Raw genomic sequence first — 25,978 nt, 5'->3', positions numbered from 1 at the left:
TCTATTCCTGCGGGGAGAGCAGCCTGTGCCTACAAATTTACCGGATAAATCATCAGCTCCCGGGTTCTGATCTCTACGCAGCCGCCAAGCGCCATCGGTTCCCCCAGGCATTCAAACATAATCAGCTCGTTCCCCAGACGCAGATACCCCGTTCCATCCTCCTCAATATTCTCCAAAATACCTGTTAACAGGATTTGTTCCCCTTCCACCCGTATGACGTTGCCGCCTGCAGCAGCCGGAACAATATCCACCCAGCGCATAAACAGTGCAGGCAGCTCAAATTCTACCTCTTGTGCTTCTCCGGGGAGGACAGGGGGACTGCCGCACCAGATTCCCTTGCCTTCTCCGCAGTCTGCTGTAAAGTATACCTCGTTTTTCCGGATTCCTTGTCTTGTTACTGTTATCTTCATCTCTATAGTCCCGCCATCTCTTTAGTTTCGGTATATTAATCAAAAAGCTTCAGCTTTGCAATCCGCTGCACAGCCTCTGCCAGCCGTGCCTCATCACTGACAAGGCCGATCCGAACATAGCCTTCTCCGTAAGCGCCAAAACCGATCCCCGGAGCCACGACCACATGCGCCTTGTCCAGCAGCAAATCAGCGAAGCTCTGCGAGGTGTAACCGGGCGGAACAGGAAGCCAGGCGAAAAAGGAGCCGCGCGGGGCCTCCACCTGCCACCCGGCTTCCCGGAGCCCGCCGATCAGGATGTCCCGCCTGGCTTCGTAACGCGCCACATTCTCCCGTACACCATCCTGCGGGCCGAGCAGGGCTGCTGCCGCTGCCTCCTGGACCGCCCCGAACAGGCTGACATACATATGATCCTGCAGCAGGTTCAGACTCTCAATTACGCTGGCATTGCCTGCGGCAAACGCCACGCGCCAGCCGGCCATATTATAAGTCTTCGACAGCGTGTAAATTTCGATGCCGGTATCCTTGGCTCCCGGTGTCTGCAGATAGCTTACCGGCTTCAGACCCTCGTAACCGATACCCGCATATGCAAAATCATGTACCACACATATATTATTCGCTGCTGCAAAGCTGACGGTCTCCGCAAAGAATGCTTCGTCAGCCACAGCTCCGGTAGGATTGTTCGGATAATTGAGGAACATCAGCTTCGCTCTGGCTGCGGCTTCCTGGCTCATATTGCCATAGTCCGGCAGGAATCCGCGCGCCGCTGTGAGCGGCATAAGCTCCATAACCGCCCGGGCCAGCTCGATCCCCGACCAGTAGTCCGGGTATCCCGGGTCCGGGACAAGCGCGGTATCGCCGGGATTCAGCAGGCATTGCACCACCTCAACCAGACCGGTCTTGCCTCCGGGCAGAATGGCGATTTCACGCTGCGGGTCCAGTTCCACCCCGTACTCTCTTTTGTAAAATGCAGCTGCCGCTTCCTTCAGATAGTCATGCCCGCGGAACGGCGGATATCTATGGTTGGACGGATTAAGCGCCGCTCCCTGCAATGCTTCAACAATATGTGCCGGTGTCGGCATATCGGGATTGCCCTGCCCCAGATTGATAACATCATGCCCTTCTGCTGCCGCCTGTGCAGCCCTGGCAACCAGTGCAGCAAAAAACTGCTTAGGCAAAGCATTCAGCAAATGTGACGGTTCAAAGGTAGTCACTGCCCGGCTCATCCTCTCCGCTGTTCCTTTTATCCTGTTACATATTGCATTTATTCTAGCGGTTCGGTGGTAGCGGGGCAACTGCTATATTTAAGAGTGCATAATTTCAGAGACAGGAATGCCAAAAAAGGCCATCCCTTGCAGGATGACCTTCTCTATCAGCTATTCAGATGATGCCAGCTAGTGTTACTTGCCCACCGGCTCGCCCTGATATACCTTGACATCAAGCGGTGCAGTCAGGAATTCCCCTGCCTTGGCGGCAAAGCCGGTAAAGTGCGGGCTTGCGTTATGTCCGGCTACAGCCTCGGCATCACGCCATTCTTCAACCATAATGAATACGTTACTGCGGGAGGTGTGTCTGTAGAGCTCATAAGAAACATTGCCTTCCTCCTGGTGTGTAGCGGCAATCAGTGCATCGGCTTCAGCCAGAAACTGCGCTTCGCGCTCAGGATTAACTTGAAGTGTAGCATGAATAATAATCATTGTTCATCCTCCTGAATATGAGTATATATTATTATTTCCACTCGGCAATTTTGTCGATTGGCAGGCGTACAGACTGGTAGCCTTCGGCTGCAGCTTTACCGATGGAAATTAGCATAACCGGAATATAGCGTTGTTTGTCCATTCCGAACAGTTCAGCGATCTGGTCTTTCTCGAAGCCGCCGATGGCATTGGTATCGTAACCGTGGGCACGGGCAGCCAGCATCAGCTGCATCGAGACGAGACCCGCGTCAATCATTACAGTCTCCCGGTTAATATCTGCGGGAAGATTGGCAAAATGTACAGCCAGACGGGATAATTGGCCTTCCTTGACTTCCTGCGGCATAAGTCCGCGTTCTACGGCAGTACCGTAAATTTCTTCGGCATAGTCAAAGTTGTTCAAATCTCCGAACACAGCGATCATGGCAGCGGAGGTTTCCACCTGCACCTGGTTGAACTTGGCGATTGTAGCCAGCTTGGATTTGGCCTCAGGACTTTCGATAACAAGGAACCGCCAAGGCTGCATGTTAACAGAAGATGGAGCCAGCGTAGCTTCGGTAAGAATCTCGGTCATTTCCTCTTTGCTGATCTTCACGCTGGGATCGTACTGGCGCACCGAACGGCGGCCGGTAATGATGGAGTTGAAATCATTGGTTCTTGTTGTTGTAGTCATGAAAATTACGCTCCTTTGGTTGGTTAGTGTATGGTGTAAGGCTACATTCCATTGATGTTATGCTGCAGCCGGATAAGCATGTCTTCAAGCGTCTTCCGCTCGGCTTCATCAAAGCCGGCCAGCAGACTGCTGATAAAACGCTTCTTCTCTTCCTTGTAGCAATGCACCCGCTCCCGCCCCTGCGGTGTCAGCGAGACCAGAGTGACCCTGTTGTCGGCTGGATTGTTGCGGCGGCTGATCATTCCGCTCTCCTCCAGCCCCTTCAGGTGCCGGGTAATGGCGGCAGGGTCAATATCAATCTCCCGCTGCAGCGATATCTGGCTGATCTCTTCTACTTGGAATAGCTGGTGAAGCAGACGGAGCCGCGTGGGACTGATGCCTGCGCACCGCTCAAACTTCGGGCTGACGCCCTTGTTCAGTGCCTGCAGCAGCTCAAGAATCTGATCATCCTCAGACTGATATCCCGTCAATCGCATCCTCCTCCAAACATTAGATTGCGCAAAATCTTGTTGACGAAAATTAGTTTACACCTATTTAATTGACCCGTCAAATATTATTCTTTAATTTCCTTGATCCTCCAAACTGCAGGTTGCTTTATCAGCAGATCCAACTATAATTTCGAACTATACACTCACGTTCTGTCTGAGGAGGCTGACGCATGAAAATATCCCTAATCCAGCTTGATATAGCATTCGGCAATCCCGCTGCAAATTATGCGGCTGCAGAACAGCGCATCCGGGAAGCTGCCGCCGCAGGGCTCGATTGTCTGATCCTGCCGGAGCTCTGGACGACCGGCTATGATCTGACCCGGCTGGAGCGCATCGCTGATCCTGACGGCCAGGAAACGAAGGCCTTAATGTCTGGCCTAGCGAAGGAGCTCGGTGTTCATATTGTCGCGGGTTCAGTAGCCAGCAGCCGTCCTGCCGGAATTACTAACAGTATGTACGTCTTTGACCGAAGTGGCGGTCTGGCCGGTGAATACAGCAAGCTGCATCTGTTCCGGCTGATGGATGAGCATCTGTATCTTCAGGCCGGTGAAGCCAAAGGGCTGTTCACATTGGACAATGCCCGGTGTGCCGGGCTGATCTGCTATGATATCCGGTTTCCGGAGTGGGTCCGTGCCCACACCGCTGAGGGAGCTGAGCTCCTGTTCGTCAGCGCTGAATGGCCGAAACCGCGGCTTGCCCACTGGCGCGCCTGCTGATCAGCAGGGCCATCGAGAACCAGTGCTATGTCATCGCCTGCAACCGCGCTGGCGCCGATCCGGCGAACCAGTTCGCCGGCCATTCCATGATCATTGATCCCTGGGGTGATGTGATATGTGAAGCCGGAGAGGGAGATGAGATTGTAACGGGCGAAATCGATCTGCACAAAGTCCGTGAGGTGCGGAAGCAGATCCCGGTCTTCGCCGACCGGCGGCCGGAGCTGTACTACTAGAGCCTGCTAGTTTCTGGGTAGCAGTTTTCACCAGTGAATTAGGTGACATTTTTCCACTTAGCTCAATTGGATGGGCTAGGCTCTGCAAAATTATTCGCGGACGCCCGAGGGGCTTCTTGTGCAAAGAAGGAAAGTCTCCTCCAGCGTCCAGACGGCCGCCTGCAGACAGCAAGCGGCCGGTACAGGCAAGCACATATCCTCAGCAGGCATAGCCGCAAGCCCGCATTCTCAGCGGGCATAGCGCTGCCGCAGCGTCGCTGCCGTCTCCAGTACACGCGGATCGCTGTACTGGAGATCATAGCCGGTCTCCTGCCGCAGCCTGCCGGCCGGAGTCAGCTGTACACCCCGGCGCCCTACGGCCTGCCGGATGCCTGCGGCGTACACGGCCGCCGCAGCCGGACCGCCCAGCTCGCCCAGCGCGGCGATCGTCTCCGGCCGGACCCGCGGATAGTCAAGTGACTCGTCCCATCCGGACGCAGTCTCATAGAATCCGCGGATCAGCTCTCCGCGCTCCCGCCCGGAGCCGGAGATCACCACGAACGCGTGCACGAAGTACGCGCCGCTCTGCCTGCGCTGGGCGATGCCGCAGAATTTGCGGCGCCGATGGCCAGGTCGAAATCGCCGGGGCAATACGAGCCGGCGATTTCGCCTGCCCTGATCTGTGCAGCCGCCTGCGGATGGCTGGCAGCTGCGGCTTCGGCAATGAGCGAAGCCAGCAGCCGGAAATCATCGTGAAAGTCCAGCTTGCCCGGAGCTTTCGGCAGAATGAGCGACACATTCACAATGCCTGTGTCGAGCGGCACGGCCGCCCCGCCGGAATGGCGGACAGCCGTGCGGAAGCCGGCCTGCTCCAGCCCGGCCATCGCTGCCTCCGCATGGGGCAGCTTGCTGTCCCGAAGTCCGAGCACCACCCCGCCGGGATGGCTCCAGATATGGAGGCACGGCGGGACCAGTCCGGCTCCGACATCGCGGCACAGCGCCTCTTCGAACGCGAACGGAACCAGCATATCGCCGGCTTCAGCAGCTGTCAGTTCCTCCGCCGGATGCTCGAACAATACCATTTCGGGAGGAAGCTCACTGGTTGTGCTCTGCTTCTGCCCTTCGAACAGTTTGCCAAGTCCTCCTGCTTCTTTATATGAACCCACTGATAATTCCCCTTTTCCTGTTAAGTTTGCTCTATTGTACCCTATCGCCCCGTCTGCGCCCATAAAAGAGCTGTAAAGTCATTTGAATTCCGCTCCGGCAACCGTTATCCTTATATCAAGGAAGAAGGTCCCAGCATTAGAACGAGGCTGTGCCATAGCTCATGCAACAGCAATACACAACGTATAGGAGTGATGCCGCATGACCGTAGACCAACTGGCAAAGGACAAGCAGACGAATAAAACCCGTCAGTGGGAACAGGCGATGATCAAGCTGTATGTGAATTTCCGCGATTACAGCAAGGATGCGCTCAAGGACTTCGGCGAGGAGGATATTCACCAGGCGAGAGTAAACAGCCGTAAGCTGCTGACCCTGCTGTCCATCCTTGACCCGGACCATTCCGCCGCCGGACAGCTCTATTTCAGCTTCAAAAAAGCCCAGAAGCGGCTCGGCAAGGTCCGGGATGCCGACGTGCTGATCGAATCGTTCAAGGAACGGCGCAAGGTGGCCAAGAAGGACGGCGATGACAAAACTGCCGGACTGCTGAAGGCGGTCATCAAACACCAGAAGGATCAGCGTAAAAAGTACCGCAAGAAGCTGGAAGCCGAGCTTCCGCAGCTGGCCGGGAAGGAGCTGGACGGCTTGTGGAACGATTTTCTGGCTGGACCGCTGGAGTCTCTGGTCTTGAAGAAGGATGCCAATGTCGTTATGCGCGAGCTTGAGGTCGCCTTCGATCAGAAGAAAAAAACCTGCAAAGCATTGTTCAAGGGACCGGATGCCGTATCGGACGAAGCCTTTGAAGCCCTGCATGACCTGAGAATTGCCGCCAAGGAGCTGCGCTACACCGCTAATGCCGCCTCTTTTGCACTCAATCAGAAATTTCATACCCATGAGGAATACTACAAGAACATCCAGGAGCAGCTTGGCATTATTAACGATAAACGGGTTTGGCTGGATACGCTGCAGTCCATTGGGCGCGACGAGCTGGGCGTAGGCAAAAAAACCTGGAGCGCCTTCACCGACAGCCTGAAGAACGAAGTGCTGGAAGCGCTATATCATAACGAGGTTGTGCCGGTTGCCGGGAAGCCCCGGGCTGATTCCGGTGAAGCTTAATAATCCGTCCATTATAAAAGAAGCGGGAAGCGCATGATTCACATGCCTCTTCCCGCTTTTTTCTTTACCCGGCAGCCCTGCTGCTATAGGCCACAACAGCCGTATTACAGCTGCCTGGCTGCCCATAAGGCGCTTCTGCTGATCAGTCTGCGGAACGGTTCGCTGGAAAAGGACGGCAGATGATGCCCCGGCATCAGGTAGACCACCCGGCCAAGCCCGAATTCGTGGCACCAGGCCGCCTGCCGCATTGCTCCTCCGTGCAGATACTCTGCCAGAACAGTTGTCTCGAAATACGGCTGCATGTCAAAATAATACGGCTCGTCCTCAATCACAAAATCTTCGATCCCCTGGACAATCGGATGCTCCCGTACAGCCGCAGGTACATTAATCCCAAGCGCTGTATAGGCAGGGTGATGGGTAAAGTGCCCGCCCAGCATCACTCCCAGCTCCTGATTGCGCTGCATGGAAATACCGTTATGAACCACCAGCAGGCCGCCGCCTCCGGCGACATATGACAACAATGCGCCGCTATGGGCCGGAGCAATTTTGTGATCAGAAAACTCAGCGTAAGACACAACCAGCGGATAGTCAGCCAGTGTCCGCGGGTTCAGCAGTCCGAAATCCTCGGAAGGCTCAACCGTAAATGCAGGCGACAAAATCTCTTGAAACGCCTGGTCCACTCCGGCAAATGGATGATATTTCACTTCGCTGTAGCTGCCCAGTGCAAGGGCTTTCAATTCTGGCATCAGAAATCACACCTCTTTCATTTCAGGACTGTTTAGGCCGTTAAGCCGCTCTCACTCACCTTAGCATGGCCTCCGGGTTTTTACAACGTTCCGGGTACTTGCAGGGAAAAGCCTTTTTGCTTTAATTTTGAACTATGCTACAATCATAGTTACAGGTTAACAGCTATTCTTAACCGGCAGTACCGCATACTAATCTTGTATCCCAGGAGGGCGATATTCGATGTCTATTCAACAGCTGCATACTTCTGATGAATTGCACCAATATTTCGGGCAACCCGGCAAAAAACTGCTTTTCAAGCACAGCACAACCTGCCCGATCAGCGCCAAAGCGCATGAGGAGTTCCAGGCTTATGTCCAAAGCTCGGATACACCGGCAGCGATTGTCCATGTCATTGAGGACCGTCCGGTCTCCAATCAGATTGCCGAAGAGTTCGGCATCAAGCATGAATCCCCGCAGATTTTCCTGCTGGACGGCAGCGAAGTGAGCTGGAACACCTCCCACTGGAAAATCACCCGCAGTGCCATCAAGGAGGCCGTTGAGAAATGAGCCAGCCGGTAATTGTCTATTCCACTGCAGGCTGCAGTGACTGCAATCAGGTCAAGCAGCTGCTCACCAATCAGGGCATTCCCTTTGAGGTGCGTGATGTTATGGCCAGCGCAGTTTACCAGGAGGAAGTGGAGAAGCTCGGCTTTATGGGTATCCCTGTAACGGTATCCGGCGACCGTGCTGTCAAAGGCTTCAACCTGCCTGAGCTTCAGGAACTGATTGCCGCCGCCAGATAACAGCATATTGGCCGCAGTATAAATAAAGAGGTATTCCCTGGTCCGAAGCCCGGGGAATACCTCTTTTTATTCTGCCTGCCGGTGTATCTTTATTCACATTCTGCAGCCAGATGGCCGACCTGCCCGCTGTGGCTGTAGATGACATTGTCCGCCCCCAGCCCTTTATAGACTAACCTTGGTCTCATGGAAGTTGTAATTACGGAAATCGGCCCGCTCGTCCACGTGCGGCACATCTGCACATAACGGCAGCATAAAGCGACACTGCTCTCGAACAGATAGATCCGGCCTACCGGAAACGGAGGTCTAAGCCAGGTATTCAGATGCCGGGTATCCACCTCAAAAATCTTCTCAACCCCCAGCTCCGCCAGCCGCTGCTTCTCAGCCGGATTATTGGCAAGCCCGGCAAATCTGCAGCCCTTCATTTTTAGCAGCTTGATAAATTGCTCTCCGGCCTTTGTCGGCGCACAAATGAGTACGTATTCCTCCTGAACGTCCATTTCCGTCTCCCCTTTCCCCTCATCTCTATCTGAATGAATCTATACAAGCACAGCAAAAAACCACAAAGGATTCCCTTTGTGGTCCAGTTAACGGTCACAATGCGCTGATCCTCTCTGCAATACGCTTACGAGGTTAGCTGCCGGATTCGGGCGTTGAGAGTCGCCCTACCTGTCCGCTGCATTGAGATTTCGCACTTCACGCAGCTGCCAGGATTCACCCCATAACCGGCCGGCCTGCTTGCACCCTGACTCCGGTTGTTGGTTCCCCCGCTTTCCGTAGACGGAAATTAAGCGGATATTCTATTTAATTGGGGTTAAACAGATGTATCATACCTTTAAGAGCATCTGCTTGTAAATCGCCAAACCGGGCGGAATAACCTCCGGGAAGGGAAGAAACCTCCTGAATAACGCTTTCTTTCATCTTTTTCTCTTCAGTTCTTTAAATTGCTTCGATTCCTTTCCTTTGCCGCTGCTATTTTTACTGCTCTTGGCAAACCGCAGAAAAGCCATCAGACAGCCAAGGATGCCCAGGCCCAGCAGTAGTGTCTGCAGCGCTCCCAGCAGTGTGCTCCCTTCCGGCTGCAGCAGGCTGCTGGCTATAATCAGCAGGACGGAAACGGCGACCAGTACAGGTGTTTTCAGATTAATGTTCAAGATTACCACTCCTTAGTACAAAGGTACACTATTGCCGGCCGGATCACCAGTCCCCGGCAGATTAAGCCATTTACACCAAATAAAAACGGGTCTCCGTCCTGTCTAGGACGACACCCGTTTCTATTCTTGCATCTATTTCCGGACTACTGTATATCCCTTATCCTGCAGCAGCTTCACAATGCCATGCTCACCCAGATAATGGGCCGCGCCGACCACGATGAAATATTCCTCGTTTTTGCCGTTTTTGAGATATCCGTCAATCTTGTCGGCCATACCGATATTGCGGTCAACCAGCATTGCCTTGTAGTATTCTGCATCCCCTGCAAAGCTGTTGGTCAGCTGAAGCAGCAGCTCATCATCACCTGATTTCCAGATTTCGGCCATCACATCAATGCTCTCATCAATCTCATCGTAGTTTTCTATCGCGGCTAACAGATTAGCCTCCTGCAGCTCTTTTGAGAAATTGTTGAACATGCCCAGCTGGGATTCGTAGGATTCCAGCTCTACAATCGGAAGCTTGCGCTCAATGGCCTTCTGTATAAAATACAAGTCGATGCCGGAGGAAGCCTCGTAGCCGGCCGTCGCTGATTTCAGGCTGCTGAGGGTCGTTTCCGCTACCCAAGGCTTGAATTTATCCAGCGCATTTGCCTGAAGCCCTGCCTGCTTCAGCACCACGCCCAGCTTGGCATACGTCTCACCGGAGATATGATCCTTCAGTGTAGTGCCATCCTGGTACATTCCCATTTCCAGAACCAGCTTCTGCTGTGCTTCATCGGCTGCTTTGCTGATGTCGATTTCTACACCAAGATAATCGGCTTCGGCAAAAGCCTCTTCAAACTCCGGGCTCAGCGGATAGAAGCTGTCATCGGCAATATGCATGGAGCCGACCAGATACACGGTATTGCCGTTGCTTTCGACTTCCCACATGAAGCCGCGGCCGCCTGCAGTATTTACTGCTGTCTGGCTGCCTCCAGACGCAGTCTTAGTCTGCAGAATAACAGTACGGGTCTGCGCATCCCAGCTGACCTCGTAACCTGCAGCATCACCGAGGATCCGGACCGGTGCATACGTTACACCGTTGATTACCGTCAGCTTGCTTTTTAATGTTACGGCTTTGCCGTCAATGATTGCATAGATGGTGTCTCCAGCCGCATTCTGCAGCTTCGCATCCATCGCCTCGAGCGTAGCCCTAAGCGGAACAAGCATTGTACCCTGTTTGTTGACCGGTGATCCTGTCTTGTATTCTACGGTCTGGTTATCCACCTTTACCGCTGGCTGCTGCGGAGCAGCCAGAGCCGGAGCTGCTGCCCCGGTAAGCAGTCCTGCGGAAAGAGTAAGAGAGAATAGCATTTGCTTCCAATTCTTCATCAACGTTGTCTCCTTCAGCTTCATATAGTCAACTAATGAACACAATATAATTAAGCACAATCAGGAGGTTTGAGACACTTCACTATAAAGTTTTTATGACAAGTAGAGGATGACCGTTACGCTCTGCTTCTGCGTTCTTTTGCCAGACCCCACAGCATAACCAAGACTGCTGCACCGCTTAGGCCTACTGTCAGTCCCTGGATGAAGTCACGCACCGGAGAACCGCCTGTATCGATTACAAGACCAAACATAATCATGTTCAAAGCACATACTGCAAGAAAAAGAAGGTTCTGATTTTTTTTACTCATCATATTGGGTTGCTCCTCTTATTTTAAATTTTTGTATTATTAGATTTTGTAAGCCTTCATAGCTTTTCTGATTTCCTTAATGCTCGGGCGTTTGCCGTACATCAGGACGCCTGTGCGGTAAATCTTCGCCGCCAGCCAGCCGAATGCAAAGGTAGTTGCCAGCAGGATAACCAGTGAAACGATGATCTCCCAGAAAGCGACCTGGCCGACTCCAATGCGCAACAGCATGCTGAGCGGTGAGGTGAACGGGATAAAGCTGGCTACCTTGACCAGGGTTGTATTAGGAGCCCAGATACTGAATAAAGGAACGTAGAAGTTCACGAAGCCGATCATCATAATCGGCGTTACCGCCTGGCCGAGGTCCTCAGTACGGCTGACAATCGATCCGACCGCCGCGTAGATCAGGGCATACAGGAAGTAGCCCAGGATATACAGGATAAGTCCGTAAACCAATAGCCCGATGTTCAGCTGGCTCAGATCCAGTTCAAAATCAGCCAAGATACCGGAGTTATGCGGCAGCATCAGATTGGCGGTCACACTGAGCGCAATAATTGCAATCTGCATCAGTCCGACCAGGAAGATACCAATCACCTTGCCGAACATCTGCGTCAGCGGGGAAGCACTCGTAATGAGAATCTCCATGATACGCGAGCTTTTCTCCGAGGTTACTTCCGCCGAAATCATATTGCCTGTCATCATAATCGACATGAAGAACAGAATCAGAAGCACATACACCACTACATAGTTGATCGTTGCGGCCGTCTGTTCAGCCTCTTCCCCGCCTTGGGCTCCGCTGGCGCTAAGCTCCTGCGTATCGATCGTTACCGGGGCATACATAGCGGCAACCTGGCTGTCCGTCAGCTTGTCACCGACAATCAGCTGTGTATTTACCGCCTGCAGGGCGCTCTGCAGATAGGTCTGCAGTTCTCCGTCAAGCTCGCCGTCTTCATTGTGATAGGTTACCGGCGGCAGGCCTTCACCGCTTGCCTCCCCGAAGGTCAGGTAACCTTCGATGTCGCCTTTATCCAGGCCTTCCTTCAGTGCCGCATCATCAGCAGAAGTATAAGACACGAACGTTACAGCAAAGGCGTCTTCCTCCTGATCAGCTGGTACTGGAGGTGCAGAAGAGGACAGGAGCAGCTCAGCCGCAGGATTACCCGTTTCTGCTATTACCGCGATTTGGCTGCGGTTTCCGCCATCAGCCTTATCCTCACCCTTGAACACTTTAATGAAATAAGGAATGTTCATCCCGATGCTGAGCAGAATAACAAGAATCAGCGTTGTTACAAGAAAGGCTTTGGTCTTCACCTTGTTCTTAAATGTAAATCCGATAATCGTTCCCATCTTATTCATTCGATTCACCCACCGCTCTGATAAAGATTTGGTTTAGCGTCGGTTCTTTTATCTCGAAATGCTCAACTTCGCCGGCAAGAACGGCCTGCTGCAGAATGCGCTGTGCTGCTCCGATTTCACTGATTGATATTGCATAACCCCGCTCCTGCCGCTGGACTGCAGTAACACCGGCAATTCCCTCAAGCCCTGCAACTTCTCCGGCCGTCCGCAGAATGACTTCCTCCCGCGGATAACCCTTCTTGATCTCGCGGATATCGCCCTGAACCACTGTATTGGAACGGTCGAGAATCGTGATGTGCCGGCACAGCTCCTCCACATGCTCCATCCGGTGGGTGGAGAACAGGATGCTTGTTCCCTGGTCGCGCAGCTCTTTGACTGTATCTTTCAGCAGCTCCACATTGACCGGATCCAGTCCGCTGAATGCTTCATCAAGCACGAGAATCTTCGGCTTGTGGACAACGGCGGCAATGAAGCCCATTTTCTGCTGATTACCCTTGGACAGCTCTTCAATCTTTTTGTTGTAGTACTCCGGAACCTCGAAACGGTCCAGCCAGTAACGCAGGCTCTTCTCCGCATCACCGGCAGCCATGCCGCGCAGCCGGGCAAGATAGATAATCTGATCGCTGACCTTCACCTTCGGATACAACCCGCGTTCCTCGGGCAGATAGCCCATCAGATGCTGCAGCTCGTTGCTGAACTCCTTGCCGTTGTAGAGAATCTTCCCTTCATCGGGATAGATCAGGCCAAGCACCATACGCATTGTTGTTGTTTTGCCGGCTCCGTTCGCACCGAGCAGCCCGTAAATCTCGCCTTGCTCCACCTTCAGATTAATACCGTTAACCGCTGTTTTATCGCCGTACTGCTTCACTACCCGCTCCAGCTTTAAAGCTTCCATTGGTTAATCCCCTCTCTTCTGGTCTATCAGGTTCGGACTGTGTCCTTGTGTCCATAGGCTAAGAATTTCATCCAGCTCGAGTGCCCGGCTCTTGATTACCTTTACGCCCATGTCCATGATACGTTTCTCATTTCTGGAAAATTCCCGGATTATAAATGAAGCGAGCCCGGGCTGCTCCCAGCCGAAATGTAATGCTTCCGGCAGTTCTGCCGCCAGCTCCTGCAGCTCCGCTTCATCCGCCGCATTCACCCATACCTCATTCCATAAGCCGAACAGGCTGTCTTTCTCTGCCATGCCGAGCAGCTGTCCCTGATGCATAAGCACAATATAATCGGCGAGCCGGCGCACTTCTTCAACAATATGAGTACAGATCAGCACAGTTGCGTCTGTATCATCCATAAACTTGCGCAGCGTTTCAATCATGATCTTCCAGGCAAACGGATCAAGACCGGAAGATGGCTCATCCAGCAGCAGCAGGCGGGGCCGTGCGGCCAGCGCTGCAGCGATTTCGAATTTGCGCCGTTCCCCCTTGGACATTTTACCCAGCCGGGCATCCTGCGGAATTTCAAATTTCCGGACCAGCTCTTCAAAGTACTTCTGGTCCCATGAAGGATACCACTGCCGGCGGAAGTCCGCCGCCTCCTCTGCTGTCCAGTAATTCTCTTCCGGCTGAGAAGTCTCCGGCACATAAGCCATTCCCTGACGGAGCGCAAGCGGCAGCCCTCCGGCATGCGGCTGTTCGAACCAGCGGATTTCCCCCTTCTCAGGAAAGCTCAGCTGCAGCAGCATATGCAGCAGTGTGCTTTTGCCGGAGCCATTCTGTCCGACCAGCGCGGTAATATAGCCTTGCGGAAGGCTGAGATTAAGCGGCCCGACCGTCCGCTTATGCCGCTTCTTGCTTACATTCCGCAGTTCTATGGCCTGCTGTACCATGAAACGCCCCCACCTTTCATGACTGTGTGTTGTATTTGCTCTCTACAATTTCTGTGAACATCCGGGTCAGCTCTTCTGCAGTGCATTGAACAGACAATCCTACATCGACCGCACCTTCAAGCGCTTTGCGGATAGCTTCCCGCTTATATTCCTCCATCGCACCTGCTCCGACATGAGAGACGAATGTGCCTGTGCCCTGCCTCGTCCGCAGCAGCCCTTCATTCTCCAGATCCTGATAGACCCGGCGGACTGTAATGACGCTGCACTTCAGCTCACCCGCAAATTCACGGATGGAAGGAAGCAGCGTTCCTTCAGTAATACTGCCGCCTATAATGAGTGACCGCAGCTGCGTCTCAATCTGCGAGTATAGCGGTTCGGCGCTGTTTTCATTAATTTGAATGGGTATCCACATCCTTACCCCCGCCCTCTCATACGAGATCGCGGCTCTTAAGCCGGTGTATCGTCCAAGCGGAGAAGAGCTGAACCGACAGGGTTCCGAGTATCAGCGTTCCCCACATCAGCGGGGAGAGCAGCCCCCACTCACTGGAATAGCTGACAGTGAACAAAATAAGATTTCCCCCAGCCAGCCAGGTCAATAGTGCCGTCCCGATGTAAATGACCGTAAAGAGCAGCACGTAGAAAAAGTAAGCCCTCCCGCTTGCCAGCAGCTCGATAAAAATGTAAAGCCCTGAAATGAGCAGCCCCAGCCCGATCCAGGTTAACGCAAACGCCAGGTAATCCGGAAGCGGCAGCTCCTGCCGCAGGTTACTGCTGATTGCATAGATAAGTCCGAAAAAGACCACTCCGTTCAATCCGATGGAAAAGAGTGCATTCAGCTTTCTTTTGCAGAGAATCACAGCAGTTGGAATAGGCAAGGTGCGCATATAGGCCAGCATCCGGGTGTAGGAATCCTCCGTCAGGTACTTCATCGTCCGCTTGGAAAAGGTGAAGCCGAGCATCGGTATGACTGTCATGAACATGATGTCAGCAAGAATCTTCCCGTCACCGTTATCCAGCGTATCCTGAATGATCATACTGGTCAGCCCGCCCATGTAACCCATGAACAGCAGCGCCCATAGCAGCATCCATAATAACTTCAGCCTGTCGCCGTTGAAGTCACATCTTACAATGATCAACGCCTGTTTTAAATTTGTCATTTTGCTTTAACCTCTCTTTAGTTCAGCAGATATACGGCACAGTGCATCAGGCAGATCACCCGGAACACTTTAAAAAAGCTTCGTGTGCTCTGTGTAATTACTTACTGTGCTCACTGTGATTACTGTGATTACTGTGTGCTTACTGTGTATATCTATATACACAGTATATGCCCTGTTTTTTCCACCGTCAATAGTTTTATAAGAAATTCTTGGAATTTTTTAGCGCGGCCGGTTATGCTACTGTGAAGATGCGGCTTAGGACAAACATTATTCAGGGGAGGCAATATGATGAATAATCCTTGGTTTACGGTGCAGCGCATAGATGATTCCACTTTTGCCATTAGTGAATACGGGCACTGGGAGAAGGTCCATTCCTTCCTGCTGCTCGGGCATCAGAAGGCTGCCCTGATTGATACCGGACTCGGTATCGGTAATATCCGTGAGGTAACCAGCCGGCTGACAACACTCCCGGTTTGCGTCCTCACCACCCACGTCCATACCGACCATATCGGTGGCCACGGGCTGTTCAGCGAAATTTATGTACATGAAGGCGATTGTGATTGGCTAATCCATGGTATCCAGGGCTTATCAATTGAGCACATCAGGGCGGATCTTGTGCGTGATCTGAGTCAGCCGCTGCCGGAGGGCTTTAATGCAGATACCTATACACCATACTGTGGCAGACCGGCCGGGCTGCTAGAGGATGGCCAGATCATTGATCTGGGCGGGAGATGCCTTGAGGTATATCATACGCCGGGGCATTCACCGGGACATGCGTGCTTTTTCGAGGGAGCCTCCGGTTATCTGTTTACAGGGGACTTGCTGTATGATGAGACGCCAGTCTATGCCTTTTATCCTTCGACAAGTCCTGCAGACCTGGTCCGTTCGTGGGAGCGAATCGCAGACATTCCCGGTGTCACTAAGATCTTCGGCTCTCACAATACGCTGGGACTGGACCGGGAGATCCTGGTTGAGGTAAAACTCGCCGCCAAGACACTGAGAGAGAAAAATCTGGCCTCCTTCGGCACGGGTACGCATTCCTTTAACGGGTTTAGTGTGCGGTTCTAGACTCGTGGAGTAAGGGGCTTTTTCCGAATCCGGATTGGTGGATGTTGCAAGTTATCGTACGCTGGTTAGTTGGATTGCTAGGATGGCGAACGATACTTAAGGATGTGTTTTAAAAGGGAGCCTATTGGAAATCTGGGTTGAAGGCCATGACTTGATAGAGGCAGGGGTTAGCGGAGGGGGATCTGGTGCTGCTGGCTAATCGGACTCCTGCGCTTGTGAACGCAATAATTAGGGATGTGGTTTAAAGGAAGCGGACTATTCGGAATCAGCGGTGGTGAATGTGCTAGATAAAGATTTGGATAAAGTGCATTGTCTGTCTGCTCGGACTGCTGGGTTGGCTGATTCGGTGCTTAGAGATTGGGTTTAAAGAGGGCGAGCTACTAGGTACCTGCATTGGAGAATGTGTTTTGACAGGGGTAGAGGTTAGCCGGCATCGTCTGCCCGGATTTCCACGTTGATGGATGATGCAATACATAGGCATGTGGTTTAAGGGAAGCGGACTATTCAGGATCTGCGCTGGCGGCTGTGTTAGATGGGGGCAGAGGTTATAAAGGTTGCGGGGGGGCCAATGGCTAACCACCCTCATCTGAGCACCATTAATGGGATTTTTCCCTTTAATCCACCCTTTTCAACCTCTATCGGGCACCATTAAAGGGATTTTTCCCATTAAGCCACACGGCCTGCTGCCCAACCACGTAACGCGGGGTAGCCGGCCTTCATATATCAGTCCACTATCTGTCCACCCCGCAAAGGACATCCGGTTATTTCCCCCATCCACCCTCCCATACACATAAAAAGGCCTGCGCAGCAGCCCGCTCCATAGTGGATAAAGCTGTACGCAGGCCGATTCGCCTACATGCATATAAGGTTAGAAGCCCCAGATGGCATCCCAGACCGGCTTGGTGTGGCCGCCCGGATAAAATATGTACAGCAGCACATATACCGCGACTCCTGTGATAGCTGTAATGAACCAGGTCACAGCCGTGATTCTGCCCAGCTTGCGGTGCTTCGCGTACTTGGCCTGAAAGCCCCACACCAGTGTCGTGATCCCGAACACGGCGGCGACGGTGGCAAGTACGATATGGAAGATCAGAAAAATATGATACAGCGTCGACAGATGATCCGGTCCGCCCCACGATGTATTTCCTACAAATACCGTTCTTGACATGTACACAATGAAAAACAGAGTTGCAGCCACGGCGGCGGCGATCATTGTCTTCTTGTGCGCTTCACGTTTGCCAATGATGATCTGTCTCCAGCCGATAGCCACCAGCACCGCACTGATTACGATGAACGATGTACTGATCGTTGGAAACACTGTAAAGATATCCATGCTTATCCTCCTCGGTGCTTGCCAGCTATACCCGGGTCAATGCGCCATCCCCCAGCTCGCCGGAGGGTCCGGAAAGATCCGGATCGTCTTGCCCGTTCTCTTTTTTATACCAATGATAGAACACATAAGCAAGCATCGAGGCAAAAATAAATTCCTGAATGAACTTCATCACGATTCCGCCGACCTGCTGATCCACCTTGGGTGACAGCCCTCCAAAGAATCCCGGTCCGCCAAAAGCCTGCAGCAGCACAGCCGGATCACCGGACACACAATAGCCCATCGCCCGCGCCCAGACAGCCGGATCACTATAGGTAGCATAGAGCGGAGCGCTTGCAAAAATAATCAGCCCGCAAGCCGGTGTGAGCAGCACCATATTCAGAAAAATAAAGCCGATTTTGACAGGCCCTCCGGCCCGCCGATGCTCCGGCAGCGGATTGATCAGCGTCCACCACATCAGCGCCGAGGTCACAAAAAGCACAGCATAATACAGCCGGTGCACCGTAAAGTGCAGCATTACATAGTCGTGAATTACCGGGATATGATACAGCGAGAACAGTCCGTTGAACAGCAGCGCAGCCACCACCGGATGAGCCAGAAAGGAGAGCCTCCGCAGCGGATTGACCCTCACCAGAGCACGCCAGCACCAATCCGGAATCCCCAGCATCATCAGCGGCACCGCAATCAGATAAGACAGCGCCATACTGACCATATGAAAAGAAAACAGGATATGTCCCAGCAGACTGACCGGACCGCCCTGGGCCAGATAGAGCACCAGCAGCCCGCCCAGAAACATCGACCTCTGCCGGAGCGGAACCTCCGCTGAGCCAGGGAACCGCTGAGCCAGCGGCCCGATCAGCACGAGATACCCCGCAGCCAGCAGCAGCGTTGCCGCCAGCAGCAGCGGGCTCCACAGATCGGCAAAGCTGAAGTATTGCAAGCCAAGCATCGGACAGTCCTCCTCCATCAAAAATATTAGAGACCGCGGCATTCGCGTCTGTTACGGACAGCAACTGCAGGCAGCGGCCTTCCGCCTTGTCCTCTGTCTTTTAACCATGGCAATCCCCCGACAGCAAAAAGAGGCAGCAGCTCCCGCCGGCCTCCTGAATATAATGCTAATCCCACCAGACCCAGTAAAGAGCCATAACAATACAGGTTCCGGCGATAAAAAAACCGCCCAGCATGAAAATAATTGGCAGCAGATGCCCTTTGTCCTTCAAATGCATCCAGAAGCCCATCTGCAGCACCACCTGCAGCGCAGCCATTACCAGCAGCAAAATGACGGCAAAGGTGGCGTTAACCCCTCCGGCGGCTACAGCCGCGAAGGCAAGCAGCGTCAGCAGCACCGAAAAAACAAACACTACGATATGGCGCTGCGGCCCCTCGTGCCGGTGACGGTGCTTCACGCCGCCGCCCTCCTGCGAATGCTGTTCCGTCGCCATGGCTCAGCCCACCTTTCCAAGCAGGTAAACTACCGTAAAAATGAATACCCACACGACATCGATGAAATGCCAGTACATCGCAGATACGTAGATTTTGGGCGCCGTTACTACGGTCAGTCCTTTGCGGACGAGCTGCCCGATCAGGATAGCGATCCACACAATACCGAACGCAACATGTGCACCGTGGAAGCCGACCAGCGTGTAGAATGCAGAACTGAAGGCGCTCGTAGTCATCCCGAATTCCTCATGCCTCACATATACACTGAACTCGTATATCTCCAGCGCAAGAAATGCCGCTCCAAGCACCACAGTGATGAGCAGCCAGCCGCGCAGCTCTTTCGGCTTGTTGCGGTGCATCGCCTGAATGGCGAATACGCTGGTGAGGCTGCTGGCCAGCAGCAGAAACGTTGCTGCCGCTACCAGCGGCAGGTGGAACAGCTCAGCCGCAGAGGGGCCGTCGTTCGTCGAGTTACGCAGCGCCAGAAAGGTGGCGAACAGCGTTCCGAAGAGTACGGCCTCCCCGCCGAGGAACAGCCAGAAGGCGAGCACCTTGTTACGGCCCTCCAGCGTCGCTTTTTCAGGCTCATGCGGGAGAGTGCCTTTTCCGGCTTCAGCATGTACAGTCGTCATCCCCTACTCACCTTCCTTCCAGCTCTTCAGGCTCGATATGCCAGCCATGGTCGTCAAACAAGGAACGCATCAGCATCGACCCGAACGTAATCACCAGACCAAGACCGGTCACGATATAGTTGTTGAACAGGAAGCTTAGCACCTCGCTGCCAAATGTATCACGGCTGAACATGAAGCCAAGCCCGGCGATAAAAATCCCCACCGACATCAGGAACGGCAGAATCGTCGCAGACGGCATGTGGATGGAACCGACCGGCTCGGCCGGCGTCATGCTTTTGTGGCCGGCCAGCTTTTCCTTCCAGAAGGCATCTATTCCGCGTACCAGGGGCGTCTGCTTGAAATTGTATTCCGGCGGCGGCGAAGGAATCGTCCACTCCAGCGTCCGCCCGTCTTCCCACGGATCATCCGCGGCATCAGCCGGTTTGCGGGAAGTGATGAAGATATTCCACAGGAAGATCAGCATTCCGACACCCATCAGCCCGGCACCGATTGTACTGACCAGATTCAGCGTATCAAACTGCTGGTTCGGCAGGTACGTAAACACGCGGCGCTGCATCCCCATGAGTCCCAGGAAGTGCTGGACGAAGAAGGTCAGATGGAAGCCGATAATAAAGGTCCAGAACGTCCATTTTCCCAGCTTTTCACTTAGCATCCGCCCGAACATTTTTGGCCACCAGTAGTGCAGCCCGGCAAACAGCCCCAGCACCAGACCGCCGACGATAACATAATGGAAATGGGCTACGACAAAATAAGTGTCATGAAACTGGAAGTCCGCCGGAGCCGAAGCGAGCATAACGCCCGTTACCCCGCCCATGGTGAACGTTGGAATGAAGCCGACAGCGAACAGATTCGGAGTAGTAAAACGCACCTGCCCGCCCCACATCGTAAACAGCCAGTTGAAGATTTTGATCCCGGTTGGAACGGCAATCAGCATCGTGGACACCGAGAATAAAGCATTCGCCACCGGACCGAGGCCGGTTGTAAACATATGATGCGCCCAGACCATGAAGCCCAAAAAGGCGATCAGAATGGTAGCGAAGACCATCGAGCTGTAGCCGAATAATCTTTTGCGAGAAAAGGTTGGAATGACCTCAGAGATGATGCCGAACGCCGGCAGAATGAGAATGTATACTTCGGGATGCCCGAAAATCCAGAATATATGCTGCCAGAGCACCGGATTGCCGCCCGTAAGAGGATTGAAGAAATTAGCTTCAAGAATCCGGTCAAAGGTAAGCAATACAAGCCCGACAGTGATAGCAGGAAAAGCGAACAGAATAATAGCGGAGGTGATAAAGGTAGTCCAGGCGAACATCGGCATCCGCATATAGGACATTCCCGGCGCACGCATCGTGATGATTGTAGCCAGAAAGTTAATGCCGCCGATCAGCGTACCCAGTCCGGCAATCTGCAGCCCGATCGTATAAAAGTCCACCCCGTGGGTGGCACTGTAAGTTGTACTGGATAACGGAGTGTAAGAGGTCCAGCCGGCATCGGGTGCTCCGCCCATAACCCAGCTGAGATTGAGCAGCAGGCCGCCGAACAAAAAGGTCCAGAAGCCGAGCGCATTGAGAAAAGGGAAGGCCACATCGCGCGCGCCGATCTGCAGCGGAATGACCGCATTCATCAGCGCGAAGATAACGGGCATGACCCCGAGAAAAATCATCGTCGTCCCGTGCATCGTGATTAATTCGTTGAACGTCTGGGCGTCCAGAAAGGTGTTCATCGGCTTGATCAGCTGGATGCGGATCAGGATGGCCTCAAGCCCGCCGATTCCGAAAAAGAAACCTCCGGCCCACAGGTAGAGGATGGCGATTTTTTTGTGGTCTACGGTAGTGATCCAGTCCATCAGCCCGGTATAACGCTTAACACTGTGGCGGCCTCCGGCGGCCGGGCGGGATTCAGGGATTGCGCTGTTTGAGCCAAGGTTCGTACCCCCTTTTCAAAATTGCTGCTTCCGCTATGAGATGCCTGGCTCTATTCCAGCGTGTAGCCGGCCAGATATTCGGCAATGCCATCGACCTCTTCATCGGTCAGACCCAGGTCCTTTTTGGGATCAGGCATCGTATTGCCCGGCTTGACGCTCTTCGGATCATGCAGCCAGGTTTTGAGGTTATCGAGGATCGGCGCACCATCCACGCCTGTATCATCATTCAGCAGAATGCCTGCCACCGATTCCCGGGAGCCGATCCCGGTCAGATTCGGGCCGACCGCAGTGCCCTGATCGCCGACAGCATGGCAGGTAAGGCAGGCCGATTTAAACTTCTCGGCTAGCTGCGGATCTTCCGGCAGCACGGCCGGAGCCTTCATCGAAGCCAGCCACTGCTCAAACTCCGCCTCGCTGACTGACTTTACCTTAAACTCCATGAACCCGTGGGAGGGTCCGCACAGCTCCGCGCATTTTCCGCGGTAAACGCCTTCATTTGGCGCACTGAAGCTGAAGCGGTTCACCGTACCGTCAGGGTTGGTATCTATTTTGCCGGACAGGGAAGGAACCCAGAAGGAGTGCAGCACATCCGCCGTTCTCAGCTCAAAAGCAATATCCTTGCCGGCGGGGATCACCAGATCCTGGGCCGTTTTCACGCCATAATCCGTATATTCGAATTCCCACCAGTATTGGTGTCCGATCACTTTGACCTTGACTGCATTTTTATCGTTGGAATGGTCATTGCCGGCGGCAAATACTTCCCTGACTGTAGGTACGGCAAGTATCACTACCAGAATCAGGGGGATGACCGTCCAGATGACCTCGAGCTTGAAGTTACCCTCCACCTGCTCGGGGATTTCACGCTGGCCCGGCTTTCTGCGGAACCGGATAAGCACATAGGCCGCAATAGAAAAAACGATCAGCAGTACGACAATCATAATCGTAATCGCCAGCTTCATCAGATCGAACGAGCTTTCAGCTGCAGGTCCCTGCGGTCTCAGTACCGACAGGTCCTCCCGTCCGCAGCCGGCCAGAAATAATCCAAGCGCTGCAGTCATGGGAAGAAGCCGCTTTCCGGCCTGCCACGTTTTCATCATTGATCAACCCCGCTTTTCCCGATTTCGTAGATTAGAGGATTTTCCTGTCAATTATAACAATCACTATTAATATAAGTTCAAGGGGGTGTTTTGTCAATCGTTCACAGCAAGTTCACAAATACTTTTTTAAACTCAAAAAAGCTTGTCAATCCGCCATTTTATAGCGCTTACATTTTTGATAGAAGTAGAGTATAATACCTGGTAAGCGATTTCATATTATCCCGTTCGGTCCGCACCTCTTGACTTATTTTGAAATGCATGACCTCTCTCCCGCCGGAAAACAAGCAAAAAAACCGTATCCAGCATTATAGGTCAGCCGGGCACGGTTTATGAGAATCCTCATGGATGTTATTGCACATTTCATGTCATCAATTCAGAACACTATCCTTGTGTGTAAATCAGGAGACAGATGAGTTAATTCTGCCCATCTCATGCTCCACGACCATAGTCAGCTCTTCTTCATAGCCTCCTGTGATCCGATACTTCCGGACGTACTCCTTTACAAATTTCTTGGGATCTTTGGGCCGGAAAATGCGTGTCATTTCCCGTAGACTTTCCTTGACTTCGTTATGACCTTTACTTGCCATGATCAGTTCCCTCCCAAAACATTGAAAATGAATGCTCCGTTGTAGAGAATGCATGATGAAAAGTCCGCCGTAACCTCGAAATGCAAGATAAGAACCGTAACACATACGTAGCTTGCATTATCCGCCTAGACTATCATTCCAGAGTTCTGGAGGTCCGCCTTGCCGGTGAAGCAGGTTCGTCGTGATTTGGGCTGAGAGTAAGACGCCTTAAGGTAAAGACATCTTGACACTTTACTTACCCGAAGAGCCACTTGCTGAATCACTCCTTTCGGGCCTTATCGTCTTATTGTATCATATTCAAGGCCAAGTTCCACCTTTCCTTGTAAAATATGCGTATGGAATTTTGCAAATATTTATGTCTCTCCGGCAGGTGAGATAGGGGCCTTCTGGTTAAAATACACTATATGCCCCTAAAAAATACCTGCTGAAAGGAAAGGAGACGTTATGGACAAACAGCTGTCCCTGCTGAGCACCCCCTATGCGGCTGCTCCCCCGATTTCGTCCGCTGATCCGGAGGAGACCGGAACCGCCGGCGGACTGCTGGAGCAGGCTCATGAGACGATTCTCAAAGCATATCCTAAAATGCATAGTATGCTTGTCGTGCGCCACGGGAAACTGATATTTGAACGGTATTACGGGAACCACCATGCCGGCATGCTGGGTGACCTGCGGTCCGCGACCAAAAGCTTCGTGTCGCTGCTCACCGGGATCGCCATCGGCAGGGGCGAGATTTCCGGCACGGACCTTCCAGTTGCAGATACACTCCGGCGCTACCTTTCTGCCCGTTCAGATCCGCAGCTTAACCGGCTGACGCTGCATCATCTGCTGACTATGACCTCAGGGTTCAGCTGGATTACCGGCAATAAGCTTGGCGAACCGCTGGTGCGCAACATGCAGCGCAGCCGCCGCTGGGTGCCTTATATATTGAATCTTCCGGTGGATGCCGCTAATATCGGCCGTTTCCAGTACCGCAGCAGCGACTCCCATCTGCTCTCTGCCATACTAAGCGAATGCACAGGGCTGGATGCCTTCAGCTATGCCAAGGAGCATCTTTTCGGTCCGCTGGACATTACCCATGCAGCCTGGCTCCCCAGCCCTGAAGGACACAGCATGGGCCACATCGGGCTGTACCTGACCTCTAGGGATATGGCCAGGGTCGGCATCTGTTTGCTCTGCAGAGGAAGCTATGGCGGTCGGCAGGTTGTCCCGCAGGACTGGCTGGAGGCGTCCTTCCAGCCCCATACTGACGGTTACCCTGCCTACGGGAACTATGGCTACCAGTTCTGGAACGGATGCATGAGCAGCCAGCCCTACCGGCTTGCCCACGGGCACGGAGGCCAGCAGCTCTGGCTGCTGCCGGAGCTGGATGCTGCAGTGATCTTTACCGCCGAAAGTGCAGTAAGCCGGTGGAGGAATCCTCGCCGTTTGGTTGAGCAGTATATCATTCCGGCGATGAATCCCTGATGCTTCCTTCACATACTTTGTACCGGCAAATCATAGTCTCCTAATAAGGAAGGTGCAGTGAAAGCGTCCCCGAAAATCCTCAGGACGCCTGCTCTCCGCCTTCTTCTCCAAGTATAAGGAGTGAGCGCTATGTCCCCTTTCAAATCTTCGACCGGACTGCCCGAGAATATCGCTGCTGCTGTCTGTTATTTTTTTCCCTTTGTTGGCCCTGTCGTATTCCTGGCGCTGGAGAAGCGCAGCCGTTTCGTGCTCTTCCATACGCTGCAGTCGCTGATTGCGTTCGGCGTGCTGATGGTCGCCCATGTGATCAGCGGATTCATCCCGCTAATCGGCGGGTTTATCGGAGCGATCCTCTCGCTGCTCGCCTTTTCTGTCTGGCTGCTAATGCTGTTCCATTCTCTTGGCGGCAGGTGGTATAAGCTGCCCTGGGCCGGTGATCTTGCGGAGAGCCAGCTCCGCCAGCTGTAGCCGGCTACTCCCGCTGCAGACAGTGTAATAGTGATTCCCTTTTGCCTGCCTACTCCGTACAATGGAATCAGGACATACAGGAATCTGCAGGCTGGAGGAACATCCATGTACTTATTAATTATAAATCCCCGTTCCGGCGGCGGTGCCGGCCAGCGGACCTGGCTGAGCATCGAAGCGATGTTGAAAGCTCGCGGTATTGCCTATGAAGCGCTATTTACCAAGAGCGCCGAACAGGCAGAGGCGCAGGTGCTGCACGCCCTCACCCGCCGCGAGGACTGGCGTGCCGCCATCCTGATCGGCGGGGACGGCACGATCCACAGCGTGCTTGGCGCACTGCGGCGCCGGGGCGTCCCGCTGGGCGTGATTCCCGCCGGCTCGGGCAATGACACGGCGCGCGGCTTCGGAATCCCGCTGGACACGGAGGCCGCGCTGGACGCCGCGCTGCAGGACCGCTGCCTGGAAGCGGATCTGCTCGCCGGCACGGGCGGCCTGACGCTGACCGCCGTCGCCAGCGGCTTCGATGCCCAGGTCGCCGTGAACGTGAATAACAGCCGCTACAAGCGGCTGTGCAACGCCGTCGGCGCCGGGCAGCTAGCTTATATCATCGGCATATTGCATACGCTGATCACCTTCAGGCCTTGCCGCGTGAGCGTGACCTCGACGCAAAGAGCAGGCCTTTGACCAGGCCTGGCTCGTCTCGGTCTGCAACCTGCCAAGCTATGGCGGCGGGCTGCTGATCTGCCCGCAGGCGGAGAGCGGCGACGGCCGGCTCGACGTCTGCGTCGTGCACGGGTGCAGCCGCGCGCA

31 protein-coding genes, 1 pseudogene and 1 riboswitch are annotated in these 25,978 nt (G+C 53.6%); of the genes and pseudogenes, 8 read left to right on the top strand and 24 right to left on the bottom strand.

What is annotated here, in order from left to right; genetic code table 11:
- Nucleotides 1–29: 29 nt before the first annotated feature.
- The 5 genes from AWJ19_RS09315 to AWJ19_RS09295 all read right to left on the bottom strand — a co-directional run bounded on the left by AWJ19_RS09315 (nt 30) and on the right by AWJ19_RS09295 (nt 3,244).
- Nucleotides 30–410 carry a hypothetical protein gene (locus AWJ19_RS09315; RefSeq protein ID WP_068723162.1) on the bottom strand — a complete coding sequence of 127 codons (381 nt, stop codon included), beginning with the start codon at nt 408–410 and terminating at the stop codon, nt 30–32.
- 35 nt (nt 411–445) lie between these two features.
- Nucleotides 446–1,621 (bottom strand): pyridoxal phosphate-dependent aminotransferase, encoded by a 1,176-nt coding sequence (locus AWJ19_RS09310; RefSeq protein WP_128083551.1) that lies wholly within the window; start codon nt 1,619–1,621, stop codon nt 446–448.
- Between the two features lie 186 nt (nt 1,622–1,807).
- The gene (locus AWJ19_RS09305; protein ID WP_068723158.1) at nt 1,808–2,104 is read right to left on the bottom strand and encodes a putative quinol monooxygenase; all 297 of its coding nucleotides are present in this window, start codon (nt 2,102–2,104) and stop codon (nt 1,808–1,810) included.
- 31 nt (nt 2,105–2,135) lie between these two features.
- Nucleotides 2,136–2,774: a nitroreductase family protein gene (locus tag AWJ19_RS09300; protein ID WP_068723156.1), complete on the bottom strand. Its 639-nt coding sequence runs from the start codon at nt 2,772–2,774 to the stop codon at nt 2,136–2,138.
- 41 nt (nt 2,775–2,815) lie between these two features.
- Entirely contained in the window at nt 2,816–3,244 is a 429-nt protein-coding gene (locus tag AWJ19_RS09295) for a MarR family transcriptional regulator (protein WP_068723154.1), read from the bottom strand.
- 188 nt (nt 3,245–3,432) lie between these two features.
- Here AWJ19_RS09295 and AWJ19_RS09290 point away from each other — a divergent pair.
- Nucleotides 3,433–4,211: pseudogene (locus AWJ19_RS09290) on the top strand (carbon-nitrogen family hydrolase).
- Nucleotides 4,212–4,439: 228 nt separating this feature from the next.
- Here the strand turns inward: AWJ19_RS09290 and AWJ19_RS09285 are convergent.
- Both AWJ19_RS09285 and AWJ19_RS09280 read right to left on the bottom strand, forming a co-directional pair.
- Nucleotides 4,440–4,760, bottom strand: a complete 321-nt coding sequence (locus tag AWJ19_RS09285; RefSeq protein ID WP_128083549.1) for a hypothetical protein — start codon at nt 4,758–4,760, stop codon at nt 4,440–4,442.
- Nucleotides 4,742–5,356, bottom strand: coding sequence for a hypothetical protein (locus AWJ19_RS09280; RefSeq protein ID WP_068723150.1), 615 nt, complete (start codon nt 5,354–5,356; stop codon nt 4,742–4,744). Before AWJ19_RS09280 ends, AWJ19_RS09285 begins: the two co-directional genes overlap by 19 nt.
- A gap of 199 nt (nt 5,357–5,555) precedes the next feature.
- Here AWJ19_RS09280 and AWJ19_RS09275 point away from each other — a divergent pair, with 199 nt between their 5' ends.
- Complete coding sequence (locus AWJ19_RS09275; RefSeq protein WP_068723148.1) at nt 5,556–6,467, top strand: CHAD domain-containing protein; 912 nt, start codon at nt 5,556–5,558, stop codon at nt 6,465–6,467.
- A 104-nt stretch (nt 6,468–6,571) separates the two neighbouring features.
- On the opposite strand, the gene AWJ19_RS09270 is transcribed toward AWJ19_RS09275, so the two are convergent.
- The gene (locus AWJ19_RS09270; RefSeq protein WP_068723146.1) at nt 6,572–7,213 is read right to left on the bottom strand and encodes a ThuA domain-containing protein; all 642 of its coding nucleotides are present in this window, start codon (nt 7,211–7,213) and stop codon (nt 6,572–6,574) included.
- Nucleotides 7,214–7,433: 220 nt separating this feature from the next.
- On the opposite strand from AWJ19_RS09270, the gene ytxJ reads away from it, so the two are divergent.
- Both ytxJ and AWJ19_RS09260 read left to right on the top strand, forming a co-directional pair.
- The gene (gene ytxJ / locus AWJ19_RS09265) at nt 7,434–7,760 is read left to right on the top strand and encodes a bacillithiol system redox-active protein YtxJ (protein ID WP_068723144.1); all 327 of its coding nucleotides are present in this window, start codon (nt 7,434–7,436) and stop codon (nt 7,758–7,760) included.
- Nucleotides 7,757–7,996, top strand: a complete 240-nt coding sequence (locus AWJ19_RS09260) for a glutaredoxin family protein (RefSeq protein WP_068723142.1) — start codon at nt 7,757–7,759, stop codon at nt 7,994–7,996. The genes ytxJ and AWJ19_RS09260 overlap by 4 nt, the downstream gene beginning before the upstream one ends.
- Nucleotides 7,997–8,085: 89 nt before the next feature.
- Here the strand turns inward: AWJ19_RS09260 and AWJ19_RS09255 are convergent, their stop codons facing one another.
- The 9 genes from AWJ19_RS09255 to AWJ19_RS09215 all read right to left on the bottom strand — a co-directional run bounded on the left by AWJ19_RS09255 (nt 8,086) and on the right by AWJ19_RS09215 (nt 15,161).
- Nucleotides 8,086–8,493, bottom strand: a complete 408-nt coding sequence (locus AWJ19_RS09255; RefSeq protein WP_068723140.1) for a hypothetical protein — start codon at nt 8,491–8,493, stop codon at nt 8,086–8,088.
- 105 nt (nt 8,494–8,598) lie between these two features.
- Nucleotides 8,599–8,797, bottom strand: a riboswitch (cyclic di-AMP (ydaO/yuaA leader).
- Nucleotides 8,798–8,910: 113 nt separating this feature from the next.
- Entirely contained in the window at nt 8,911–9,147 is a 237-nt protein-coding gene (locus AWJ19_RS09250; RefSeq protein WP_068723138.1) for a hypothetical protein, read from the bottom strand.
- A gap of 132 nt (nt 9,148–9,279) precedes the next feature.
- Nucleotides 9,280–10,515, bottom strand: a complete 1,236-nt coding sequence (locus AWJ19_RS09245; protein WP_068723137.1) for a TraB/GumN family protein — start codon at nt 10,513–10,515, stop codon at nt 9,280–9,282.
- A gap of 116 nt (nt 10,516–10,631) precedes the next feature.
- Nucleotides 10,632–10,826 (bottom strand): hypothetical protein, encoded by a 195-nt coding sequence (locus AWJ19_RS09240; protein ID WP_068723135.1) that lies wholly within the window; start codon nt 10,824–10,826, stop codon nt 10,632–10,634.
- A gap of 36 nt (nt 10,827–10,862) precedes the next feature.
- Entirely contained in the window at nt 10,863–12,176 is a 1,314-nt protein-coding gene (locus tag AWJ19_RS09235; protein WP_068723133.1) for an ABC transporter permease, read from the bottom strand.
- Nucleotides 12,169–13,071 (bottom strand): ATP-binding cassette domain-containing protein, encoded by a 903-nt coding sequence (locus AWJ19_RS09230; protein ID WP_068723131.1) that lies wholly within the window; start codon nt 13,069–13,071, stop codon nt 12,169–12,171. Before AWJ19_RS09230 ends, AWJ19_RS09235 begins: the two co-directional genes overlap by 8 nt.
- Nucleotides 13,072–13,074: 3 nt before the next feature.
- Nucleotides 13,075–14,004: an ABC transporter ATP-binding protein gene (locus tag AWJ19_RS09225; protein ID WP_068723129.1), complete on the bottom strand. Its 930-nt coding sequence runs from the start codon at nt 14,002–14,004 to the stop codon at nt 13,075–13,077.
- 16 nt (nt 14,005–14,020) lie between these two features.
- A complete protein-coding gene (locus tag AWJ19_RS09220) occupies nt 14,021–14,416 on the bottom strand; it encodes a GntR family transcriptional regulator (protein ID WP_068723127.1) in 396 nt (131 codons plus the stop codon).
- Between the two features lie 16 nt (nt 14,417–14,432).
- Nucleotides 14,433–15,161, bottom strand: a complete 729-nt coding sequence (locus AWJ19_RS09215) for a hypothetical protein (RefSeq protein ID WP_068723125.1) — start codon at nt 15,159–15,161, stop codon at nt 14,433–14,435.
- Nucleotides 15,162–15,446: 285 nt separating this feature from the next.
- Between AWJ19_RS09215 and AWJ19_RS09210 the strand changes: the two genes are divergently transcribed.
- Complete coding sequence (locus AWJ19_RS09210) at nt 15,447–16,229, top strand: MBL fold metallo-hydrolase (protein ID WP_068723123.1); 783 nt, start codon at nt 15,447–15,449, stop codon at nt 16,227–16,229.
- Between the two features lie 868 nt (nt 16,230–17,097).
- Here AWJ19_RS09210 and AWJ19_RS09205 read toward each other — a convergent pair.
- The 7 genes from AWJ19_RS09205 to AWJ19_RS09175 form a co-directional block, all read right to left on the bottom strand.
- A complete protein-coding gene (locus AWJ19_RS09205) occupies nt 17,098–17,562 on the bottom strand; it encodes a DUF420 domain-containing protein (protein WP_068723121.1) in 465 nt (154 codons plus the stop codon).
- A 25-nt stretch (nt 17,563–17,587) separates the two neighbouring features.
- Nucleotides 17,588–18,508 (bottom strand): cytochrome c oxidase assembly factor CtaG, encoded by a 921-nt coding sequence (ctaG, locus tag AWJ19_RS09200; protein WP_068723119.1) that lies wholly within the window; start codon nt 18,506–18,508, stop codon nt 17,588–17,590.
- Nucleotides 18,509–18,674: 166 nt separating this feature from the next.
- A complete protein-coding gene (locus tag AWJ19_RS09195; protein ID WP_068723118.1) occupies nt 18,675–19,001 on the bottom strand; it encodes a cytochrome C oxidase subunit IV family protein in 327 nt (108 codons plus the stop codon).
- Nucleotides 19,002–19,004: 3 nt separating this feature from the next.
- Nucleotides 19,005–19,631 carry a cytochrome (ubi)quinol oxidase subunit III gene (locus AWJ19_RS09190; protein ID WP_068723116.1) on the bottom strand — a complete coding sequence of 209 codons (627 nt, stop codon included), beginning with the start codon at nt 19,629–19,631 and terminating at the stop codon, nt 19,005–19,007.
- 7 nt (nt 19,632–19,638) lie between these two features.
- The gene (ctaD, locus tag AWJ19_RS09185; protein WP_068723115.1) at nt 19,639–21,477 is read right to left on the bottom strand and encodes a cytochrome c oxidase subunit I; all 1,839 of its coding nucleotides are present in this window, start codon (nt 21,475–21,477) and stop codon (nt 19,639–19,641) included.
- Nucleotides 21,478–21,605: 128 nt separating this feature from the next.
- Nucleotides 21,606–22,652 (bottom strand): cytochrome c oxidase subunit II, encoded by a 1,047-nt coding sequence (coxB, locus tag AWJ19_RS09180; protein WP_068723114.1) that lies wholly within the window; start codon nt 22,650–22,652, stop codon nt 21,606–21,608.
- 398 nt (nt 22,653–23,050) lie between these two features.
- A complete protein-coding gene (locus AWJ19_RS09175) occupies nt 23,051–23,239 on the bottom strand; it encodes a hypothetical protein (protein ID WP_039869425.1) in 189 nt (62 codons plus the stop codon).
- Between the two features lie 444 nt (nt 23,240–23,683).
- On the opposite strand from AWJ19_RS09175, the gene AWJ19_RS09170 reads away from it, so the two are divergent.
- The 3 genes from AWJ19_RS09170 to AWJ19_RS09160 all read left to right on the top strand — a co-directional run bounded on the left by AWJ19_RS09170 (nt 23,684) and on the right by AWJ19_RS09160 (nt 25,852).
- Entirely contained in the window at nt 23,684–24,703 is a 1,020-nt protein-coding gene (locus AWJ19_RS09170; protein ID WP_068723113.1) for a serine hydrolase, read from the top strand.
- Nucleotides 24,704–24,832: 129 nt separating this feature from the next.
- Nucleotides 24,833–25,171, top strand: coding sequence for a hypothetical protein (locus tag AWJ19_RS09165; protein WP_068723112.1), 339 nt, complete (start codon nt 24,833–24,835; stop codon nt 25,169–25,171).
- A 105-nt stretch (nt 25,172–25,276) separates the two neighbouring features.
- Nucleotides 25,277–25,852, top strand: coding sequence for a diacylglycerol kinase family protein (locus AWJ19_RS09160; RefSeq protein ID WP_068723111.1), 576 nt, complete (start codon nt 25,277–25,279; stop codon nt 25,850–25,852).
- Nucleotides 25,853–25,978: the final 126 nt, after the last annotated feature.

Source organism: Paenibacillus sp. DMB5, assembly GCF_001517085.1.
Lineage (GTDB): Bacteria > Bacillota > Bacilli > Paenibacillales > Paenibacillaceae > Paenibacillus_AQ.
This window is presented reverse-complemented; position numbering and strand designations above follow the sequence as displayed.

What these genes read in the sequence shown, in the direction of transcription:
- AWJ19_RS09315 (WP_068723162.1), bottom strand. Translation starts at nt 410, where the DNA reads ATGAAGATAACAGTAACAAGACAAGGAATCCGGAAAAACGAGGTATAC.
- AWJ19_RS09305 (WP_068723158.1), bottom strand. Translation starts at nt 2,104, where the DNA reads ATGATTATTATTCATGCTACACTTCAAGTTAATCCTGAGCGCGAAGCG.
- AWJ19_RS09300 (WP_068723156.1), bottom strand. Translation starts at nt 2,774, where the DNA reads ATGACTACAACAACAAGAACCAATGATTTCAACTCCATCATTACCGGC.
- AWJ19_RS09275 (WP_068723148.1), top strand. Translation starts at nt 5,556, where the DNA reads ATGACCGTAGACCAACTGGCAAAGGACAAGCAGACGAATAAAACCCGT.
- AWJ19_RS09270 (WP_068723146.1), bottom strand. Translation starts at nt 7,213, where the DNA reads ATGCCAGAATTGAAAGCCCTTGCACTGGGCAGCTACAGCGAAGTGAAA.
- ytxJ (WP_068723144.1), top strand. Translation starts at nt 7,434, where the DNA reads ATGTCTATTCAACAGCTGCATACTTCTGATGAATTGCACCAATATTTC.
- AWJ19_RS09260 (WP_068723142.1), top strand. Translation starts at nt 7,757, where the DNA reads ATGAGCCAGCCGGTAATTGTCTATTCCACTGCAGGCTGCAGTGACTGC.
- AWJ19_RS09255 (WP_068723140.1), bottom strand. Translation starts at nt 8,493, where the DNA reads ATGGACGTTCAGGAGGAATACGTACTCATTTGTGCGCCGACAAAGGCC.
- AWJ19_RS09245 (WP_068723137.1), bottom strand. Translation starts at nt 10,515, where the DNA reads ATGAAGAATTGGAAGCAAATGCTATTCTCTCTTACTCTTTCCGCAGGA.
- AWJ19_RS09240 (WP_068723135.1), bottom strand. Translation starts at nt 10,826, where the DNA reads ATGATGAGTAAAAAAAATCAGAACCTTCTTTTTCTTGCAGTATGTGCT.
- AWJ19_RS09235 (WP_068723133.1), bottom strand. Translation starts at nt 12,176, where the DNA reads ATGAATAAGATGGGAACGATTATCGGATTTACATTTAAGAACAAGGTG.
- AWJ19_RS09230 (WP_068723131.1), bottom strand. Translation starts at nt 13,071, where the DNA reads ATGGAAGCTTTAAAGCTGGAGCGGGTAGTGAAGCAGTACGGCGATAAA.
- AWJ19_RS09225 (WP_068723129.1), bottom strand. Translation starts at nt 14,004, where the DNA reads ATGGTACAGCAGGCCATAGAACTGCGGAATGTAAGCAAGAAGCGGCAT.
- AWJ19_RS09220 (WP_068723127.1), bottom strand. Translation starts at nt 14,416, where the DNA reads ATGTGGATACCCATTCAAATTAATGAAAACAGCGCCGAACCGCTATAC.
- AWJ19_RS09215 (WP_068723125.1), bottom strand. Translation starts at nt 15,161, where the DNA reads ATGACAAATTTAAAACAGGCGTTGATCATTGTAAGATGTGACTTCAAC.
- AWJ19_RS09210 (WP_068723123.1), top strand. Translation starts at nt 15,447, where the DNA reads ATGATGAATAATCCTTGGTTTACGGTGCAGCGCATAGATGATTCCACT.
- AWJ19_RS09205 (WP_068723121.1), bottom strand. Translation starts at nt 17,562, where the DNA reads ATGGATATCTTTACAGTGTTTCCAACGATCAGTACATCGTTCATCGTA.
- ctaG (WP_068723119.1), bottom strand. Translation starts at nt 18,508, where the DNA reads ATGCTTGGCTTGCAATACTTCAGCTTTGCCGATCTGTGGAGCCCGCTG.
- AWJ19_RS09195 (WP_068723118.1), bottom strand. Translation starts at nt 19,001, where the DNA reads ATGGCGACGGAACAGCATTCGCAGGAGGGCGGCGGCGTGAAGCACCGT.
- AWJ19_RS09190 (WP_068723116.1), bottom strand. Translation starts at nt 19,631, where the DNA reads ATGACGACTGTACATGCTGAAGCCGGAAAAGGCACTCTCCCGCATGAG.
- ctaD (WP_068723115.1), bottom strand. Translation starts at nt 21,477, where the DNA reads ATGGACTGGATCACTACCGTAGACCACAAAAAAATCGCCATCCTCTAC.
- coxB (WP_068723114.1), bottom strand. Translation starts at nt 22,652, where the DNA reads ATGATGAAAACGTGGCAGGCCGGAAAGCGGCTTCTTCCCATGACTGCA.
- AWJ19_RS09175 (WP_039869425.1), bottom strand. Translation starts at nt 23,239, where the DNA reads ATGGCAAGTAAAGGTCATAACGAAGTCAAGGAAAGTCTACGGGAAATG.
- AWJ19_RS09170 (WP_068723113.1), top strand. Translation starts at nt 23,684, where the DNA reads ATGGACAAACAGCTGTCCCTGCTGAGCACCCCCTATGCGGCTGCTCCC.
- AWJ19_RS09165 (WP_068723112.1), top strand. Translation starts at nt 24,833, where the DNA reads ATGTCCCCTTTCAAATCTTCGACCGGACTGCCCGAGAATATCGCTGCT.
- AWJ19_RS09160 (WP_068723111.1), top strand. Translation starts at nt 25,277, where the DNA reads ATGTACTTATTAATTATAAATCCCCGTTCCGGCGGCGGTGCCGGCCAG.